The sequence below is a fragment of the Mesonia oceanica genome, from assembly GCF_902499555.1.
Classification (GTDB): Bacteria; Bacteroidota; Bacteroidia; order Flavobacteriales; family Flavobacteriaceae; genus Mesonia; species Mesonia oceanica.
In genome coordinates, this window is record NZ_CABVMM010000004.1 from 232683 (window position 1) to 249719 (window position 17037).

Genomic DNA, 17037 nt, shown 5'->3' on the forward strand with positions numbered 1-17037 from the left:
ATGAAAACTGAATTAAAAATTATTCTAGGACTCTTTCTACTTATCGGATTAACGGTATTCGCCTTTAGCAATAAAAAATGGGAACAACCCAAGAAAAACTATGAATATACCATTCTTAATCGTTGGGAACTTCCCAAAGTTTTAGAAGAAGTCTCCGGTATTTCTTGGATAGGAAATAATAAAGTTGCCTGTATTCAAGATGAAGAAGGGAGTATCTTTATTTACAATTTAAAAACCTCTCAACTAGAAGATACTATAGATTTTGCTAATAAAGGTGATTATGAAGATATTGTAAGCTTTCAGCAAGATGCTTATGTATTAAGAAGCGATGGGATTATTTTTGGTGTAGAAAATTACCTTACTGCTCCAAAGGTTACTGAGTATGCTACTTTTAATGATGATTCGAGAAATGTAGAAGGTTTAACCTTAGATAAAGTGCATAACCGATTATTACTTGCGGTAAAAGATGAAAAACACGAGGAGAAAGCCTTTAAAGGAATCTATGCCCTTGACCTAGCAACAAAGAAGTTCCAATTTTTACCGGAATATAAAATACATTTAAATGATGAAATTTTTAAAAACTTAGCGGTAAAGAAAACCCATAAACTTATGCGACCTTCTGCGCTAACCTTTACCAATGATGCAGAAGAAATCTATTACTTAGATGGGGCTCAACCTAAATTTCTAATTTCAGATAAAGAGGGAAACCTTAAAAAGCTCTATCACTTAAACGAAGAGGAGTTTAACCAACCGGAAGGAATTACCATAAGTCCCGATAATAGAATCTTTATTTCAAATGAAGGTAAAAAAGGGAAACCTAACATTTTAGAAGTTGAATTTCACTAAGCTTTATTTTCAACTACAAACAAAAAACTCCTGCTTTTCAGCAGGAGTTTTTATTTATCTAAAAAGAATAGATTATGCGTTTAACTTTTTAATTAAGTTAAGAGCAGATCCTTCTTTGTACCATTCAATTTGGTTTGAATTGTAAGTGTGATTGGTTTTAATCACATCTTTAGTTCCATCAGCGTGAACTATCTCAACTGTAAGAGGTTTTCCTTCTGCAAAATCTTCTAAATCAATAAAGTTGAAGGTATCATCTTCTTGAATTAGATCGTAATCATTTTCATTAGCAAAAGTAAGCCCTAACATTCCTTGTTTTTTCAAGTTAGTTTCGTGAATACGAGCAAAAGATTTTACGATTACTACCTTAACACCTAAGTGTCTTGGTTCCATCGCTGCGTGCTCACGAGAAGATCCCTCACCATAGTTATGATCTCCTACCACTACTGTTGGAATTCCTTTTTCTTTGTACTCACGTTGTGTGTCCGGTACTCCTCCATATTCTCCTGTTAACTGACTTTTCACAAAGTTTGTTTTCATATTGAAAGCGTTTACCGCTCCAATTAAACAGTTGTTAGAGATATTATCTAAGTGACCTCTGTAACGTAACCAAGGTCCAGCCATAGAAATATGGTCGGTAGTACATTTACCGTGAGCTTTAATTAATAATTTAGCTCCTAATAAGTTTTTACCATCCCAAGGTTCAAAAGGAGTAAGCAATTCTAAACGCTCACTATCTTCAGCTACCTTTATAGTAACTCCACTACCATCTTCAAAAGGAGCCACATAACCTGCATCTTCTACTTCAAAACCATTCGTTGGTAATTCTATTCCTTTAGGCTCGTCTAACATTACTTCTTCTCCATCCTCGTTTACTAATTTATCACGGGTAGGATCAAAATCTAAACGACCGGAGATAGCGATAGCCGCTACCATTTCTGGTGAACCTACAAATGCATGTGTATTTGGGTTACCATCGGCACGCTTCGAGAAGTTACGGTTAAAGGAGTGTACAATTGTATTTTTCTCATCACCTTTGCGGTCACTACGATCCCATTGACCGATACAAGGACCACAAGCATTGGTAAATACGGTAGCATCAAGATCTTCAAAAATCTTCAATAAACCGTCACGCTCTGCCGTGAATCGAATTTGCTCAGATCCTGGGTTAATACCAAAATCTGATTTTGGTTTTAATTTTTTATCTAAAGCTTGTTGTGCGATAGAAGCTGCTCTTGTTAAATCTTCGTAAGAAGAGTTAGTACAAGAACCGATTAATCCCCAATCTACGTTGATTGGCCAATCGTTTTCTTTCGCTTTTTTACTCATTTCTGAAATTGGCGTCGCTAAATCTGGCGTAAACGGTCCATTTAAGTGTGGACGTAATTCGGAAAGGTTAATTTCTATCACCTCATCAAAATATTGCTCTGGGTTAGCGTAAACTTCGTCGTCTCCTGTTAAGTGCTCACGTACTTCATTAGCAGCATCTGCCACATCATTACGATCTGTAGCTCTTAAGAAACGCTCCATAGAATCATCGTAACCAAAAGTAGAAGTGGTTGCACCTACTTCTGCTCCCATATTACAGATGGTTCCTTTACCGGTACAAGACATTGATCTTGCTCCTTCGCCAAAATATTCTATAATTGCCCCGGTTCCCCCTTTTACGGTTAAAATACCGGCTACTTTTAAGATTACATCTTTTGCAGCCGTCCAACCATTAAGACTACCGGTTAATTTTACACCTATTAATTTAGGGAATTTAAGTTCCCAAGGCATTCCTGCCATTACATCTACAGCATCTGCTCCTCCAACACCTACTGCAACCATTCCTAATCCACCAGCATTCACAGTGTGAGAATCGGTACCAATCATCATTCCTCCTGGAAATGCGTAATTCTCCAATACTACTTGGTGAATAATTCCTGCTCCAGGTTTCCAGAAACCAATACCATATTTATTAGATACAGAACCTAAAAAATCGAACACCTCGTTACTGGTTTCGTTAGCTCTTTTTAAATCTTTTGCAGCACCTTGTTTCGCTTGGATCAGGTGATCACAATGTACAGTGGTTGGTACTTCTACTTTTGGTTTTCCGGCTTGCATAAATTGAAGTAATGCCATCTGTGCGGTAGCATCTTGACAAGCAATTCTATCTGGAGAGAAGTTCACGTAGTCTTTACCACGCGCGTAAGCTTTTTCAGCTTCAACATCCCAAAGGTGGGAATAAAGAATTTTTTCTGAAAGCGTTAAAGGTTTACCCACAACTTCACGTGCTTTTTCCACACGTTCTGCCATTTGAGCATAAACCTTTTTGATCATATCAATATCGTATGCCATAGGTCTTGTTAATTTTTTGAACGTCTGCGAAAATACAGATTTTTAATGAATTTTGAAAATAATCACCTTTGGGCATCAATCACCTAAAAAAAATCAGTTAAAATGAAAATTCATTAATTATATTCAGAAAAAATAAGAAATGAGTTGAATATTTTAATGAATCGACAATCTTCAGGGTTAAAATTAAGATATTATCAAAATAGAGTAATGAATTTTCTTTATTTCAAAAACTAATCTCTATAACGTTATAGGAAATTAATATAATTTGATTTGAGTCTAAATAAGATTAGAGAAGTTCTGCAATGATTTTCTCTTCGGTTAAACCTTCTGCTTCAGCTTTGTAGTTTTTAATAATACGATGCCTTAAAATACCTTCAGCAACAGCTTGAACATCTTCTATATCGGGTGAAAATTTCCCTTTGGTGGCAGCATTAGCTTTTGCTGCTAGAATCAAGTTTTGCGAAGCTCTTGGACCGGCTCCCCAATCGACAAACTCTTTTATAATTTCTGGAGCATATTCTCCATTTGGTCGGGTTTTAGCTACCAATTTTACCGCGTATTCTATAACATTATCGGCTACTGGAACTTTCCTGATGAGCTTTTGAAAACTTACAATTTCTTCTGCAGTAAATAATGGATTGATCGTAACATCCTTATCTGCTGTGGTACTTTTTACTACATCTATTTCCTCCTGAAAAGTAGGATATTGTAAAAAGATGGAAAACATAAAACGGTCTAATTGAGCTTCTGGTAATGGATAAGTACCTTCTTGTTCAATTGGGTTTTGGGTAGCCAAAACAAAATAGGGTTTTGCCAATTGGTAATTATGCCCTGCAACGGTAACCGATTTTTCTTGCATTGCTTCTAACAAAGCTGCTTGAGTTTTAGGAGGTGTACGGTTAATTTCGTCTGCTAGGATGATGTTAGAAAAAACAGGGCCTTTGATGAATTTAAAATTTCTTTTTTCGTCTAAAATTTCAGAACCCAAAATATCACTAGGCATTAAATCTGGTGTAAATTGAATACGTTTAAAATCCAATCCCAATGCTTGAGAAATCGTATTAACCATGAGGGTTTTTGCTAAACCGGGAACTCCAATTAATAAGGCATGACCGCCAGCAAAAATAGATAATAAAATCTCATTGACTACTTTGTCTTGGCCAATAATCTTTTTTGCTATTTCTTGTTTGAGGCCAGTATATTTTTCTACTAGTTGCTCTACCGCTTTAACGTCTGACATAATTAGCTTTAGTTTTTTACCCAATTACTATTAAACTCACAGTTTTTGTAATCACCGTTAATTTTAACATAGGTTTCTTTAATTTTTTCGTTTTGCCACTTTTCAATAGCTTTAAACTGTTTTTCCCGAAGTGCCAACTCTTTGATTTTGGTATAATCTTTAGAGTAATCTGCAATATGCTCGGAATAACGATGCGTTAAAGTAATAATTTTAAAGAACTTTTGCCCGGTTCTATTTTGATCCATCAACACGAGTGAAACTTCATCTTCTTTTAAATTATTTACTTTATCATAAATTAACGGATCGACATCGGTTAATTCAAAATGAGTATCTCCAGTTTTAGGATTAATTAACTGTCCGCCATCTCCTCTTGTTTCTTTCTCATCTGAATATTTTCTTGCAGCATCATCAAAAGTGATTTCTCCGTCTACAATTTCTTTTCTAATTTTTTCTATTTTGTCTTTCGCATCAGCAACAGTTTTCTCAGTTACTTTCGGAATGATAATGATATGACGGATATCTAGTTTTTGCCCTCTTAATTTATCTAATTGAATGATGTGATAACCAAACTGGGATTTAAAAGGTTTGCTTACTTCTCCTTCTCGTAAACTAAAAGCTACTTGCTTAAAATCTTTATCTAGGGGATCTTCTCGGGTTATCGTCATTTGACCTCCACGGGAACTGGTTGCATCTTCAGAATAAAGCACAGCTTTTGTCGCAAAACTTGCTCCGTTTTCTACGATATCTTCACGCATTTCATTAAGGCGTTCTACTACTTTATCTTCTTCTTCTTTAGGGACCTCAGGTTTAATGACTATTTGAGCAATTTCAACTTCATCACCAAACTGTGGGCGTTCATCTTCTGGAATATCATTGAAAAACTTCCGAACCTCTTCTGGAGTAATTTCAACTTTACTTATAATTTTTTCTTGCATTTGGTTGGCTAATCGACGCTCTTTATTGATACTAAAAAGTTCATCGCGTAAAGCCTGCTCATCTTCTTTTCTGTAAAAATCCAATAGCTTTTCCATACTTCCTATCTGGCTGACCATTCGCGAAATTTGCTGATCGGTCATAGCAGTAACTTCTGCATCTGAAACGACTATGGTAGTATCTTGTAATGCTTGATGCGCGTACAGTTTATTTTCCATTAAACGCCCCGCCAATTGGCAATTTGTGATTTCGGCTGAAGATAATCCTTGTTGTTCTGCATCTTCACGCATTTTGGTGATATCACTATCTAAAATTAGGTAGTCCCCAATTACAGCAGCAATCCCATCGGCTTTTCTTCTTTGGTTAGAATTAATGGAATCTTTTTTTAATGCAGGTTTTACCAAATTATCTTTATCGGTAATCACTAGGGTTGAATCTTTTTCTGCCGGTGGTTGTGCGTAAACGCTACCATACGATATAAATACTAAGGCTGCTAGGTATAATTTAGTTGTAAATTTCAAATTTGTTATGTTTAATTGCATCTTTCGTTATCTCTTTTTCAAAATCTTTCGACAATTCTAATTTTCTTCTATTTAAAAGAATTTGCTTTACGGTTGGCTTGGCGTACTCTAAAGGTGCATTTTCATTTCTTAATAATACTTCTTCAATTTTAACCAAATATACTCCTAAAGAATCTTCTTGTTGCAGAAAATTATTTTCTTTTAAAAAATCTTTATTTTCTTTTTCTCTTAAAAACGCTATTTCATTATAAAAATCTTTACTGCTTACCCAAACCGAATCGTTTAAGGAATAAGCTTTAAACTTTAAGGTTTCTTTGCTTAAAGCTTTTTGATCTTCTTTACTAAAGCGTTCAAGCTCTTGTTTTATTTTATTGAGTTTGGGAAATTTTTTATTCAAATAGATGTACCGGAACTTAACTAAATCTTCGTTCAACTTAAAGTTAGCCCGGTTATTTTCAAAAAAAGTTTCTATGTCTTCTTCAGAAATCAAGGTATCCATTTCCTTCTGAAGAATTAAATCTTTGTAAGCTTCCGTAAATAATTCACGTTTATAATCCTTTACTAAACTTTCAAATTCTTCCTGTTGGCTATTGGGTAAATTTAACTTGGCTTGGTCTAATAAAATTTGTTCTGTCGCCCAATTGTTGATATAATTATTGACAAAAATAGCACTATCGCCAGCAGATAAATCTTCAGGCAATATCCCTTTCAGATCCTTTTTATATAAATAGTTCTGATTAACCCTAGCAATTGCTTCCTCGGTTTGAGGTTGTTCTAAAAAATTACAACTTACTGCACTTAACAGCAATATACTTAACCCTATGTAGCCAAAAAATCTATTCAAATTCTTTCTTCAGCTTTGCCAATACTGGTTTATTTACTTCTACTTTATGTTTTTCACGTAAGGAATCCATCCATTCATCTTCCAGTTCTTCTTGATATTCTGAAATCACCTGTCCTTTAGCATCTTCAAAACTTCTTTCTTTAGAAGCTGAAATTTGGTTCACCTTCACAACAATAAACATACCGTTGTTTTGATAAACTTTGCTAACGCCTTTTTTTCCTTTAAATTTTTTCGGTAAAGAGGTCTCACCTTCTGTAAAAGTTCCTTCACTAAAAAACACCTCTTCAAAGTCTTCTTTTAAATCTTCTAACGACTCCCCGTTTTGCAGTTCTTTTCTTACTTTTTTAATTTCCGATTTATCATCTGCAGATGCAATAATTGCTTCGTAAGTGGTTGGAGAAACATAGTTTCCTTTATGAGCTTGGTAGTATTTTTTTAAAGCTACAGAATCTTCCTTAGCCGCATTCCATACTTTCTTTTCCATCAAATCGAATAACAACAAACCATTTCTGTATTCTTCAATTACATGAGCATATTCTTCATCTACTTCAGCTAAGTGCTCACGGTGGTATTCTCTTATAAACGATTCTTTAAAATCTGCATACCAAGCATCTAAAGCTTCATTGGTAGTTTTAAAATTTCCAGGACGCTTTTGTCGTTTAGCTATGTACTTGGCAAAATCTTGATAAGTCTGCCCTTCATCTTCTATACTGATTAAGTTTCGCTGCGGAATATTTTTTAATGCTGAAGCTTCCCATGGTCCGGCGGTAATATTTTCTTTAATATTATTTTTGAAATAGGATAATCCCGGAGAATCCTCTTTAAGAGTGTACAAAGATTGAATATGATCAAGCACCTCTGAAGCAATTAACTGCGCTCTTGAATCTTTCTTGATGTTTCTTTCTAAGTTAAACTTTTCTTCCTCAAAACTTCCCACGTCATCCTTATCTAAAAGCTTTACAATATGCCAACCGTACTTAGTCTTGAAGGGTTTTGTGATTTCTCCTTTCTCAGTTAAAGAAAAGGCCGCATTTTCAAACTTTTCAGAATTTAACCTTCCTCTTTTAAAGGTGTTTAATTCCCCTCCGTTTACAGCCGTATTTTTATCATCACTAAATTGTTTAGCTAAATCTTCAAAAGCCGCACCTTCTTGGAGTTTTTTATATAAATCTTCTATTCGTTCTTTCGCTTCCTCCTCATTGTTTTTATCTTCAATCATAATGTGGGCAATGGTAACTTCGCCCTCATTTTCACGCTTATCGTTTACTTTGATTAAATGATAACCAAATTTACTTCTTACCGGCATGGAAATGTCCCCAATTTCTGTTTCATAAGCTCCGGTTTCAAAAGGGTAAACCATATTGAAAACCCCAAACCAACCTAAATCACCACCATTCTGTCTCGCTGAAGGATCGTCTGAATATTTTCTGGCTAATTGTGCAAAGTTTTTATCTGAATTTAAAATCTCTTTTCGTACTTCTAAAGCCTTATTGTAAACTTCCAAGGTGTCTTCTGGGGAAGCATCAGGCTTTAAGTTGAAAAGAATATGACTTGCATTCACCTCCTGCTGCATTCTTTTATAAGCTTCTTCAACCAATTTTTCGGAGACTTCACTCTGGTTGATATATTTTCTAGCTAATTGTTTTTTATAGATATTATACTCACCAGTAAAAGTAGGAAGTGTATCTAATTGTAAATCTTCCGCCTCGATGACTTTCAATTTATAATCTATAAATAGGTCTAGATATTCATCTACATCTTGTTGCTGCTCTTCTTCAATAATGGATAAATTTTTAGAAAACACACGTTCAAACTCATCGGCATAAACTGGTTTTCCATCTATCGTAAGTAATACATCTCGTGATTGCTGAGCAGACAGGGAAACAACTGCAAATAAGCAAAGTAAAAGAAATGAAATTTTTCTCATTTGGTTTCTTCTTAAAAGTGATCAAAAATAAAAAATAATAAAGGTTTTACAAGCAATTAATTAACGCTATATTGAAAGATTAAGTATATAATGCTGTTGAAGTAGGTAATTACCCCATTAGGCACTAAAGAAACAGGATTATATTTTCATTTTTAGTAACTTTAATACTCTAAAACTAATTCAGTCATGAAATATACTGTTGAAGTAGTCATCGAAAAGTCCAGAGAAGAAGTAATTAATAAAATTGGTAGCATAGAAAACCTGAAACATTGGCAAAGTGGTCTTGTAAAAGCTGAGCCTATTTCTGGCATTCTTGGAGAGGAAGGCTCAAAAATGAAACTTGAATACAAAATAGGCAAGCGGGAGATGACCTTGATAGAGACCATTATCAAGAAAAAGCTTCCTACTGAATTTCATGCAACTTACGATACCAAAGGCGTGCATAATATTCAGAAAAACTATTTTCAAGAATCAAAGCCACAACAAACCCGATGGATTTCTGAATGTGAATTTCAATTTAGTGGTTTTACTATGAAAATTATGGGGTTTTTAATGCCAGGTGCTTTTAAAAAGCAATCTTTAAAGTATATGAATGACTTTAAGGCTTTTGTAGAAGAAGGAATAAGTGTTTCGAATCAATAAAAAATCCCAATCAAATTGATCAGGATTTTTTAATGCTCACTTTTAAGAAAAACTATCTTGTAAGTTTTTTATACTTGATTCGTTTTGGCATGATATCACCCCCTAAACGTTTCTTTTTGTTTTCTTCATAATCTGAGAAACTGCCTTCAAAGAAATATACTTGAGAATCTCCTTCAAAAGCAAGTATATGGGTACAAATTCGATCTAAGAACCAACGGTCGTGAGAAATCACTACGGCACAACCGGCAAAGTTTTCTAAACCTTCCTCTAAAGCTCGAAGCGTATTGACATCTAAATCGTTAGTTGGCTCATCAAGTAACAATACATTTCCTTCCTCTTTTAAAGTCATTGCCAAATGAAGTCGGTTACGCTCTCCACCTGAAAGCATATCTACTTTTTTATTTTGTTCGCTGCCGCTAAAGTTAAATCTACTTAAATATGCTCTCGAGTTTACTTCTCGACCGCCCATCATAATCAATTCTTGCTCATCACTAAAGTTTTGCCAGATAGTTTTCTCTGGGTCAATATTCGAGTGACTTTGATCTACATAAGCAATCTTCGTCGTCTCTCCCACTTCAAACGTACCTTTATCAGGTTGTTCTTCCCCCATAATCATTTTAAAAATAGTGGTTTTACCGGCACCATTCGGACCAATAATACCAACAATTCCCGCTTGTGGAAGTTTAAAGTTTAAATCTTCATAAAGCAATTTATCTCCAAAAGCTTTGCTTACGCCATTCGCTTCAATTACATTAGTTCCCAAACGCGGACCATTCGGAATGAAAATTTCCAGTTTTTCATCCATTTGTTTTTGATCTTGGCTTGCTAACTTATCGTAATTATTTAAACGTGCTTTTTGTTTAGCCTGTCTTCCTTTTGGCGCCATTTTCACCCACTCCAACTCTCGCTCTAAAGTTTTTTGGCGTTTAGAAGCCGCTTTTTGCTCTTGTGCCATTCGTTTAGATTTTTGGTCTAACCAAGAAGAATAATTTCCTTTCCATGGGATTCCTTCCCCTCTATCCAACTCTAAAATCCAACCGGCTACATTATCTAAGAAATAACGGTCGTGCGTTACAGCAATTACCGTTCCTTTATATTGCTGTAAATGGTGTTCTAACCAATGTACCGATTCAGCATCTAAGTGGTTGGTTGGCTCATCAAGTAATAAAATATCGGGCTCTTGCAACAATAATCTACAAAGTGCTACCCGACGTTTTTCTCCTCCTGAAAGTACCGAAATTTTCTTATCGGCATCCGGAGTTCTTAACGCATCCATTGCAATTTCAAGTTTGGTATCTATTTCCCAAGCATTAGAAGCATCTATTTCATCTTGTAACTGCGCCTGACGATCCATTAACTTTTGCATCTTATCGGCATCTTCATATACTTCCGGTAAGCCAAACTGATCATTAATCGAGTTGTATTCATCTAAAATCGCTACCGTTTCGGCAACACCTTCTTTTACAACTTCTAAAACTGTTTTTTCCTCATCAAGCTTAGGTTCTTGCTCTAAATATCCTATAGAATATCCTTGAGAGAAAACTACATCTCCTTGATAGTTTTTCTCTTCTCCGGCAATAATTCTTAACAAGGTAGATTTACCTGAACCGTTAAGCCCGAGAATACCGATTTTCGCCCCATAGAAGAAGCTTAAATATATATTTTTTAATACAGGAGTATTGGCGTTTTTATACGTTTTTGTAACTCCCGACATCGAGAAAATTACTTTCTTATCGTCTGACATATTTTCTATTAATTGTTTAAAGTTATTTTGGGCGTTTGCTGCGCACCGCGCTATTCGCTCTTTCTTTTTTTGCCACTTATTAAAGCAAAAAAAGGATGCCGCTGCTATCGCTAACGCAAAAATAAGAATTTAAAACTATCGAATTTCTATTTTCGCTATCAATGTAAATTCAACAATCGAAGTATTATTAATAATTGTCCGGTATGATAGGCATTATGCTCTACAATAAGCAGGAGTTCCCGAAATAAGCTATGCTTATCACTATTTTTAATAGTCTGATTTAAATCTGTTTCCGATTGTTGAATAAGCTTGATAAGCTCTTCCCTATCTTTAAAAAATTTGTTCTTTAAATCTTCCCAAGCTTGCTCATTATTGGGAGCTTGTTCTTTAGGCCAATAACCATCGGGCCACTTAGGAGCTTTATAATTATTGTTTGAAATATATTCGAAGATATCCTGCTGGGCAAAAACAATATGATAAAATAACTCGTAAAAAGAATAAGGCAATCCATAAGGTCTTTCTCCCAATTTCTCAAACGTAATTTCTTCTAAAATTTGATCGATGGGAGTAAAAGCTTCCCCACCTTGCAAATGTTTTATCAGTTGTTCTTTCATCAACTATTTTTTATTTATGCAAAAACCCTACTCTATTTCAGTTTAATTTAGGGTTTTAAATTCAATTTCATTTCAACATTTAAGCTTCGCTTACACTCTTCCTTTTAATGCATTAAAAACCCAAGCAATAGCGAAAAAACCTACACCTACTGCACCAAAACCATAACCGGCTACTTCTCTATATTTAAATGCTGCTAGAGCAATTAAGCCTAAACCTACAATTATCATAATAAATGTGGCCCAAGCCAAGACTGTATTTTTGTTCATACTCATATTTCTATTTATTTAGGGGTATATTCAAGCTAACTACAAATTTATAATATTATTAATAGTTTTAATATTTATTAAGAAATCAAAATTGAAACTAAGCTTTTCTATCATTTTTTTATAAATATCCTACTTTTTGCTTTATAATTTAGTTATAAAAATGATAAGCTTTTTGTATTTTCGTTCTCAAAAATAGAAAAGCGTGAGGGATTGAGCGGTATGTTTAAGCTCTTTTTATTTTTATTAAAATAAAAAAGCGAGTAGCGAAAGCCCGGCCCGATAGGGTCACGCCCAAAAAATATAACTGAATGGATATCAAATTCAATAAAAACGAAGATCATAATAAATTATTGGTTTCAGATTTACGCAGCAAGCTTGCTAAGGTAAAACTAGGCGGTGGTGAAAAGCGTATTGAGAAACACCACGCTAAAGGAAAAATGACGGCTAGGGAACGAATCAACTTTTTACTTGACAATCCTGATGACGCCATTGAAATTGGTGCTTTTGCCGGCGATGGAATGTATAAAGAACATGGCGGTTGCCCAAGTGGAGGGGTCGTCGTTAAAATAGGAAAAGTTTCGGGCAAACAGGTGATTGTGGTAGCCAATGACGCCACAGTAAAAGCGGGAGCTTGGTTCCCGATTACCGGAAAGAAAAACTTACGAGCGCAAGAAATTTCGATTGAAAACAAATTACCGATTATCTATTTGGTAGATAGCGCCGGTGTTTACCTACCGATGCAAGACGAAATTTTTCCTGACAAAGAGCATTTTGGAAGAATTTTTAGAAACAATGCGGTGATGAGCAGTATGGGCATAACACAAATTGCTGCGGTAATGGGAAGTTGCGTGGCCGGTGGTGCATATTTACCGATTATGAGTGATGAAGCTCTGATTGTTGAAAAAACCGGAAGTATTTTCTTGGCGGGAAGTTATTTGGTAAAAGCGGCTATTGGAGAAAGTATTGATAATGAATCTTTGGGAGGAGCAACCACGCATTGTGAAGTAAGTGGTGTCACCGATTATAAAGCAAAAGACGATAAAGATGCGCTTACCAAAATTAAAAATATCATGGATAAAATTGGTGATGCAGAGACGGCTGGTTTTAATCGAAAAAAAGCAGCAAAACCAAAATTAGATCCTGAAGAAATTTTTGGTCATCTACCGGCGAAACGAAGCGATCAATATGATATGATGGAAATTATTAACCGATTGATTGATAATTCTGAATTTGAAGAATATAAAGCCGGATATGGGCAAACGATTATTACGGGATACGCCAGAATAGATGGTTGGGCTGTTGGGATTGTTGCCAATCAGCGAAAGATTGTAAAAACAACTGCCGCGAAAACCAAACCTACCGAAATGCAGTTTGGGGGTGTAATTTATTCTGATTCGGCAGATAAAGCGACGCGATTTATAGCGAATTGTAACCAAAAGAAAATCCCTTTAGTGTTCTTACAAGATGTCACCGGATTTATGGTAGGCAGCAAAAGTGAACACGGTGGTATTATTAAAGATGGTGCTAAAATGGTGAATGCCGTGAGTAATTCGGTAGTTCCTAAGTTTACGGTAGTGATAGGGAATTCTTATGGTGCCGGAAATTATGCGATGTGTGGGAAAGCTTACGATCCTCGTTTAATTGTTGCTTGGCCAAGTGCTGAACTAGCGGTGATGAGCGGAAATTCTGCAGCCAAAGTTTTACTACAGATAGAAACTGCTTCTTTAAAGAAAAAAGGTGAAGAAATTACAGAAAAGAAAGAAAAAGAACTCTACGATAAAATTAAAGCAGATTACGATAAGCAAATAAGTCCGTATTATGCAGCTTCAAGAATTTGGACAGACGCGGTAATCAATCCGTTAGATACGCGAAAATGGATTTCTACCGGTATTGAAGCAGCTAACCATGCGCCAATTACCAAAGATTTTAATTTAGGAGTGATCCAAACTTAATTTTCAAAATTGAAATAAAAAATAAAAAAAGTGAGGTTCAAAAAACCTCACTTTTTTTATTTGTGCGGTTAGACGTTTATTTAATTTGAATTTTTTTAGATACTTTTTCACCTTTAGCATTGATCACTTGTAAGATATAATTACCTTGTAGCGAAGCTTCTAAATGAAGTTTTTTAGTTATTGAAACAGCATTGACTTTTATGGTTTCACTTTCTATTAATCTTCCTTGAAAATCATATACATATAGCTGGGTATTACCTAAAGGAAAATTTTCGAAATTTAATTTCAACTCACCAGAACTTGAATTTAAGACACTTAATGATGAATTATTTTTATGGGATATAGGCTGTATAGAGAGACTATTGGATAAGCTTAAGCTCCCAAAATTAATCGTATAATTATTTTGCGTAGTAGTTGAAGAAAATTGCAAGCCTATTTTAACTAAGGTGGCTCCTTGAAAGTCTGATAAAGCGTAAGCATTGGTTATCCATCCTGTCTCCCCATCTGCATCTAATGGAAGTATTTCTTCATTTGAAGTTCCTCCTTCAAAAGTTAAAACTAAGCTTACATTTTCTGCTTCATCGTTATTTTGGTAATAAGTTATTGCAATTGAAGTATCGTTACTTATTTCTATATTGGTTTTATAGAGTGACATATTCACGGGAGAATTGGCAAAGATATCGCCTTCTATTTTTAGAGAATTCCCACCTTCATAAGCCATTTCAAAATCCCATTTTGCTGATAAGTTTTCATTAGAAAAAGCGAACTGCCAAGTTGGTAAAATATCTTGCTCATTTATATGATGCCAAGGTTCTGTACTTATTTGATTTCCTTGACTAAATTTTCCTAGCCCATGGCCGGTATTAAAATTAGTTTGAAAAAGGCTCGTAATCACTGATGCTGCCGGCATCCAATTAGACACTCCTTTAAAACCACTTACATCTTCAAGAGCCGCGTTTTGGTCTGCTCCTGCAAAGAAATGACGTTCTGCACTATAGAAATTTTCATAGTCATTTGGATTATTTTTAAAGTTGCTGTATTGACTTTGATCGTAAAAGATATTGGTGGCAAATAATCCTAAAGAAGTAAAAGGTGAGTTTGAATCATGTAGTTGTGACATCCATGTGTTCCCTCCGGTCTCAAAAGGGGTTTGATTTCTGCCCGGCACCAAATCTACACCCGTAAAAATTTCATAAGGAGAACGTCCGGTAAATAGAGCATTATCCCTAGACAATTCTGTTAATGCAGAAGGGTTAGCATAGGCATACCAAAAAAAGTTAATAAATAAATTTGAACTTACTCGTTGCTCATAACCATTTATTCCTGTAATTGGACTATTATCTTCATTGTTTTGAAAGAAAACAACATTCTCACTACTTAAATAATTTTGATATTCAATATTTCCATTTAAAACCATCGAATCATACCACATCACTTCTTTACCTTGTGATTCGACTTGTTGTGTAAGCTCTTTAATAAACTCATACATTAAGGCACCTGTTGTTGGGTTCGTATTGGTCTCCATATTAATAAACCAACCATCAAAATGATAGTATTCCATGATTTCGACAAGCTTTGGAATCACTATAAAATTATTGTTGTTGTCCTGTTCCAAAAAGCTGAGTACAGTTTCATTACTTCCTCCAAATTGGTTTAAAGAAAAGTAAATATCTCCAAAAACTTTCACTCCATTACGGTGAGCTGCATTCCCCCATGGAGAAGAAGGTAACTGTACGGTTTGATCGGCAGTTCCTCCAAACCAAATTAATTTATCGATGTAGGCCCAATTGGTAAAATTGTATAAATTAAATTGGGATTGTTCTCCAAAATAATTACCAAAGTTATTCATCCCATCCGGTAAATAAGCTATTTTCATGTCATTGTTCAACGCAGAATTCATTTGAGTTTGTGTATTTACAAACCTATCTGCAAGGGATTCTTCAATAATTAAATCTGGACTTGCATATTCACCTGTGGCTGTCCAATTCTTTAATTGATCTATAGTTAAAATATAAGGAGCTTCATTAATAATTTGAGAATAAGCATTAATAAAGATAATCATTGCTAAAAAGGTAATTTTATTTTTCACGATTTGGAGTTTATTTAAACGATTTAGACGGAAAGATAATGCGAAACATATTGTCTTCAAAAATTTTTATTAAGTATTTAGAAAATAAACAGTTAACGCAATATAAAATTTCTTTTAAAACCAAGCCTCAGCAGAAAACTTACTTAAAGTAAATATGAACTATTATAAAAGCTTCCTTCTGAATAAAACCAACCTTAATTTTTAAAAAATTCTTTTAATATATTTGATAAAAATTAATCCATGAAAAATTCCTACCTATTTATACTAATAATACTTTGTTTTTATAGTTGTAAAAAAGATTCTAAACAAGAAAACCTTCCCTTAGAAGATATCAACCTTGTTATTAATTCATCACAAGAACTGGATAGTATTTCTCTTAAACCTGTAAATAGTGACAAAGAAATTTTCCCTTCCAACTATAATTATAAAAGTGACACTTTAAGGTTTAACTTAAACGATAACATCAATAATCTTTATTTTGTTAACTTTTACAGCAAACAGCATATACCTCGTTTACCCATTTGGTTAGATGGTGAAAAAGTGATTGTTGACATCGAAATAAAAAAGTATCCTAAAGTAAGTAAAGTAAAAAATTCTCCCTTATACCTTAACAGTCAAGAGTACTCTTCTACATTAAAAGAGCTGTATAAAGACGACAAGAAAAATAAAGAAGCAATTAATGAATACCTCTTTAAAAAAATTAAAGAACACCAAACTTCACCTTTTGTTTTTGTACCCGCAGAAATTTTTGTTTATAATAATAGAGAGAATGAAGCACAATTAAGAAGGTTAGACAGTATCTTACAACAACTCTCTCCTGAATTGAAAAAAAGTCCTTTAAATGTTCAATCACGACTAAAGGAACACCTATCTAAATAGTAGCGTTATCCTCATTTTAATGTTCAATATTTTTATGTAAAGATTTGTTTTTAGTTATTTTCCAATTATACTATTTAAAATTTATCAATTAAACCCCTTTAATTTATTAATTCATTAAAATTTTAGCTTAAATATTAATACAAATGCATTATATTTATGCAATCGATTACATTAATATTTTATGATAACTAAAATTTTATAT

General features: G+C 34.2%; 13 protein-coding genes. 4 read left to right on the top strand and 9 right to left on the bottom strand.

Annotated features, from left to right (window positions below):
* The gene (locus FVB9532_RS06525; protein WP_150544399.1) at window positions 1-846 is read left to right on the top strand and encodes a YjiK family protein; all 846 of its coding nucleotides are present in this window, start codon (window positions 1-3) and stop codon (window positions 844-846) included.
* Between the two features lie 72 nt (window positions 847-918).
* Here FVB9532_RS06525 and FVB9532_RS06530 read toward each other — a convergent pair whose 3' ends face one another.
* The 5 genes from FVB9532_RS06530 to FVB9532_RS06550 form a co-directional block, all read right to left on the bottom strand.
* Window positions 919-3183 (bottom strand): aconitate hydratase, encoded by a 2265-nt coding sequence (locus FVB9532_RS06530; RefSeq protein ID WP_150544400.1) that lies wholly within the window; start codon window positions 3181-3183, stop codon window positions 919-921.
* Window positions 3184-3469: 286 nt separating this feature from the next.
* Window positions 3470-4423, bottom strand: coding sequence for an AAA family ATPase (locus FVB9532_RS06535; protein ID WP_150544401.1), 954 nt, complete (start codon window positions 4421-4423; stop codon window positions 3470-3472).
* A gap of 8 nt (window positions 4424-4431) precedes the next feature.
* Window positions 4432-5877, bottom strand: a complete 1446-nt coding sequence (locus FVB9532_RS06540) for a peptidylprolyl isomerase (protein ID WP_228482262.1) — start codon at window positions 5875-5877, stop codon at window positions 4432-4434.
* Window positions 5861-6721: a peptidyl-prolyl cis-trans isomerase gene (locus FVB9532_RS06545; protein WP_150544403.1), complete on the bottom strand. Its 861-nt coding sequence runs from the start codon at window positions 6719-6721 to the stop codon at window positions 5861-5863. The genes FVB9532_RS06540 and FVB9532_RS06545 overlap by 17 nt, the downstream gene beginning before the upstream one ends.
* Window positions 6714-8648, bottom strand: coding sequence for a peptidylprolyl isomerase (locus tag FVB9532_RS06550; protein ID WP_150544404.1), 1935 nt, complete (start codon window positions 8646-8648; stop codon window positions 6714-6716). The genes FVB9532_RS06545 and FVB9532_RS06550 overlap by 8 nt, the downstream gene beginning before the upstream one ends.
* A 186-nt stretch (window positions 8649-8834) precedes the next feature.
* Here FVB9532_RS06550 and FVB9532_RS06555 point away from each other — a divergent pair, with 186 nt between their 5' ends.
* The gene (locus FVB9532_RS06555) at window positions 8835-9290 is read left to right on the top strand and encodes an SRPBCC family protein (RefSeq protein WP_150544405.1); all 456 of its coding nucleotides are present in this window, start codon (window positions 8835-8837) and stop codon (window positions 9288-9290) included.
* 52 nt (window positions 9291-9342) lie between these two features.
* Here the strand turns inward: FVB9532_RS06555 and ettA are convergent, their stop codons facing one another.
* The 3 genes from ettA to FVB9532_RS19435 all read right to left on the bottom strand — a co-directional run bounded on the left by ettA (window position 9343) and on the right by FVB9532_RS19435 (window position 11915).
* Window positions 9343-11034, bottom strand: coding sequence for an energy-dependent translational throttle protein EttA (ettA, locus tag FVB9532_RS06560; protein ID WP_150544406.1), 1692 nt, complete (start codon window positions 11032-11034; stop codon window positions 9343-9345).
* 158 nt (window positions 11035-11192) lie between these two features.
* The gene (locus FVB9532_RS06565) at window positions 11193-11648 is read right to left on the bottom strand and encodes a DinB family protein (protein WP_150544407.1); all 456 of its coding nucleotides are present in this window, start codon (window positions 11646-11648) and stop codon (window positions 11193-11195) included.
* Between the two features lie 90 nt (window positions 11649-11738).
* Window positions 11739-11915: a CAL67264 family membrane protein gene (locus tag FVB9532_RS19435; RefSeq protein ID WP_194716499.1), complete on the bottom strand. Its 177-nt coding sequence runs from the start codon at window positions 11913-11915 to the stop codon at window positions 11739-11741.
* A 308-nt stretch (window positions 11916-12223) separates the two neighbouring features.
* Between FVB9532_RS19435 and FVB9532_RS06570 the strand changes: the two genes are divergently transcribed.
* Window positions 12224-13867, top strand: a complete 1644-nt coding sequence (locus tag FVB9532_RS06570; protein WP_150544408.1) for an acyl-CoA carboxylase subunit beta — start codon at window positions 12224-12226, stop codon at window positions 13865-13867.
* A gap of 76 nt (window positions 13868-13943) precedes the next feature.
* Here the strand turns inward: FVB9532_RS06570 and FVB9532_RS06575 are convergent, their stop codons facing one another.
* Window positions 13944-15956, bottom strand: coding sequence for an endo-beta-N-acetylglucosaminidase (locus FVB9532_RS06575; RefSeq protein WP_150544409.1), 2013 nt, complete (start codon window positions 15954-15956; stop codon window positions 13944-13946).
* Window positions 15957-16196: 240 nt separating this feature from the next.
* On the opposite strand from FVB9532_RS06575, the gene FVB9532_RS06580 reads away from it, so the two are divergent.
* Entirely contained in the window at window positions 16197-16835 is a 639-nt protein-coding gene (locus tag FVB9532_RS06580; protein ID WP_150544410.1) for a hypothetical protein, read from the top strand.
* Window positions 16836-17037 lie beyond the last annotated feature (202 nt).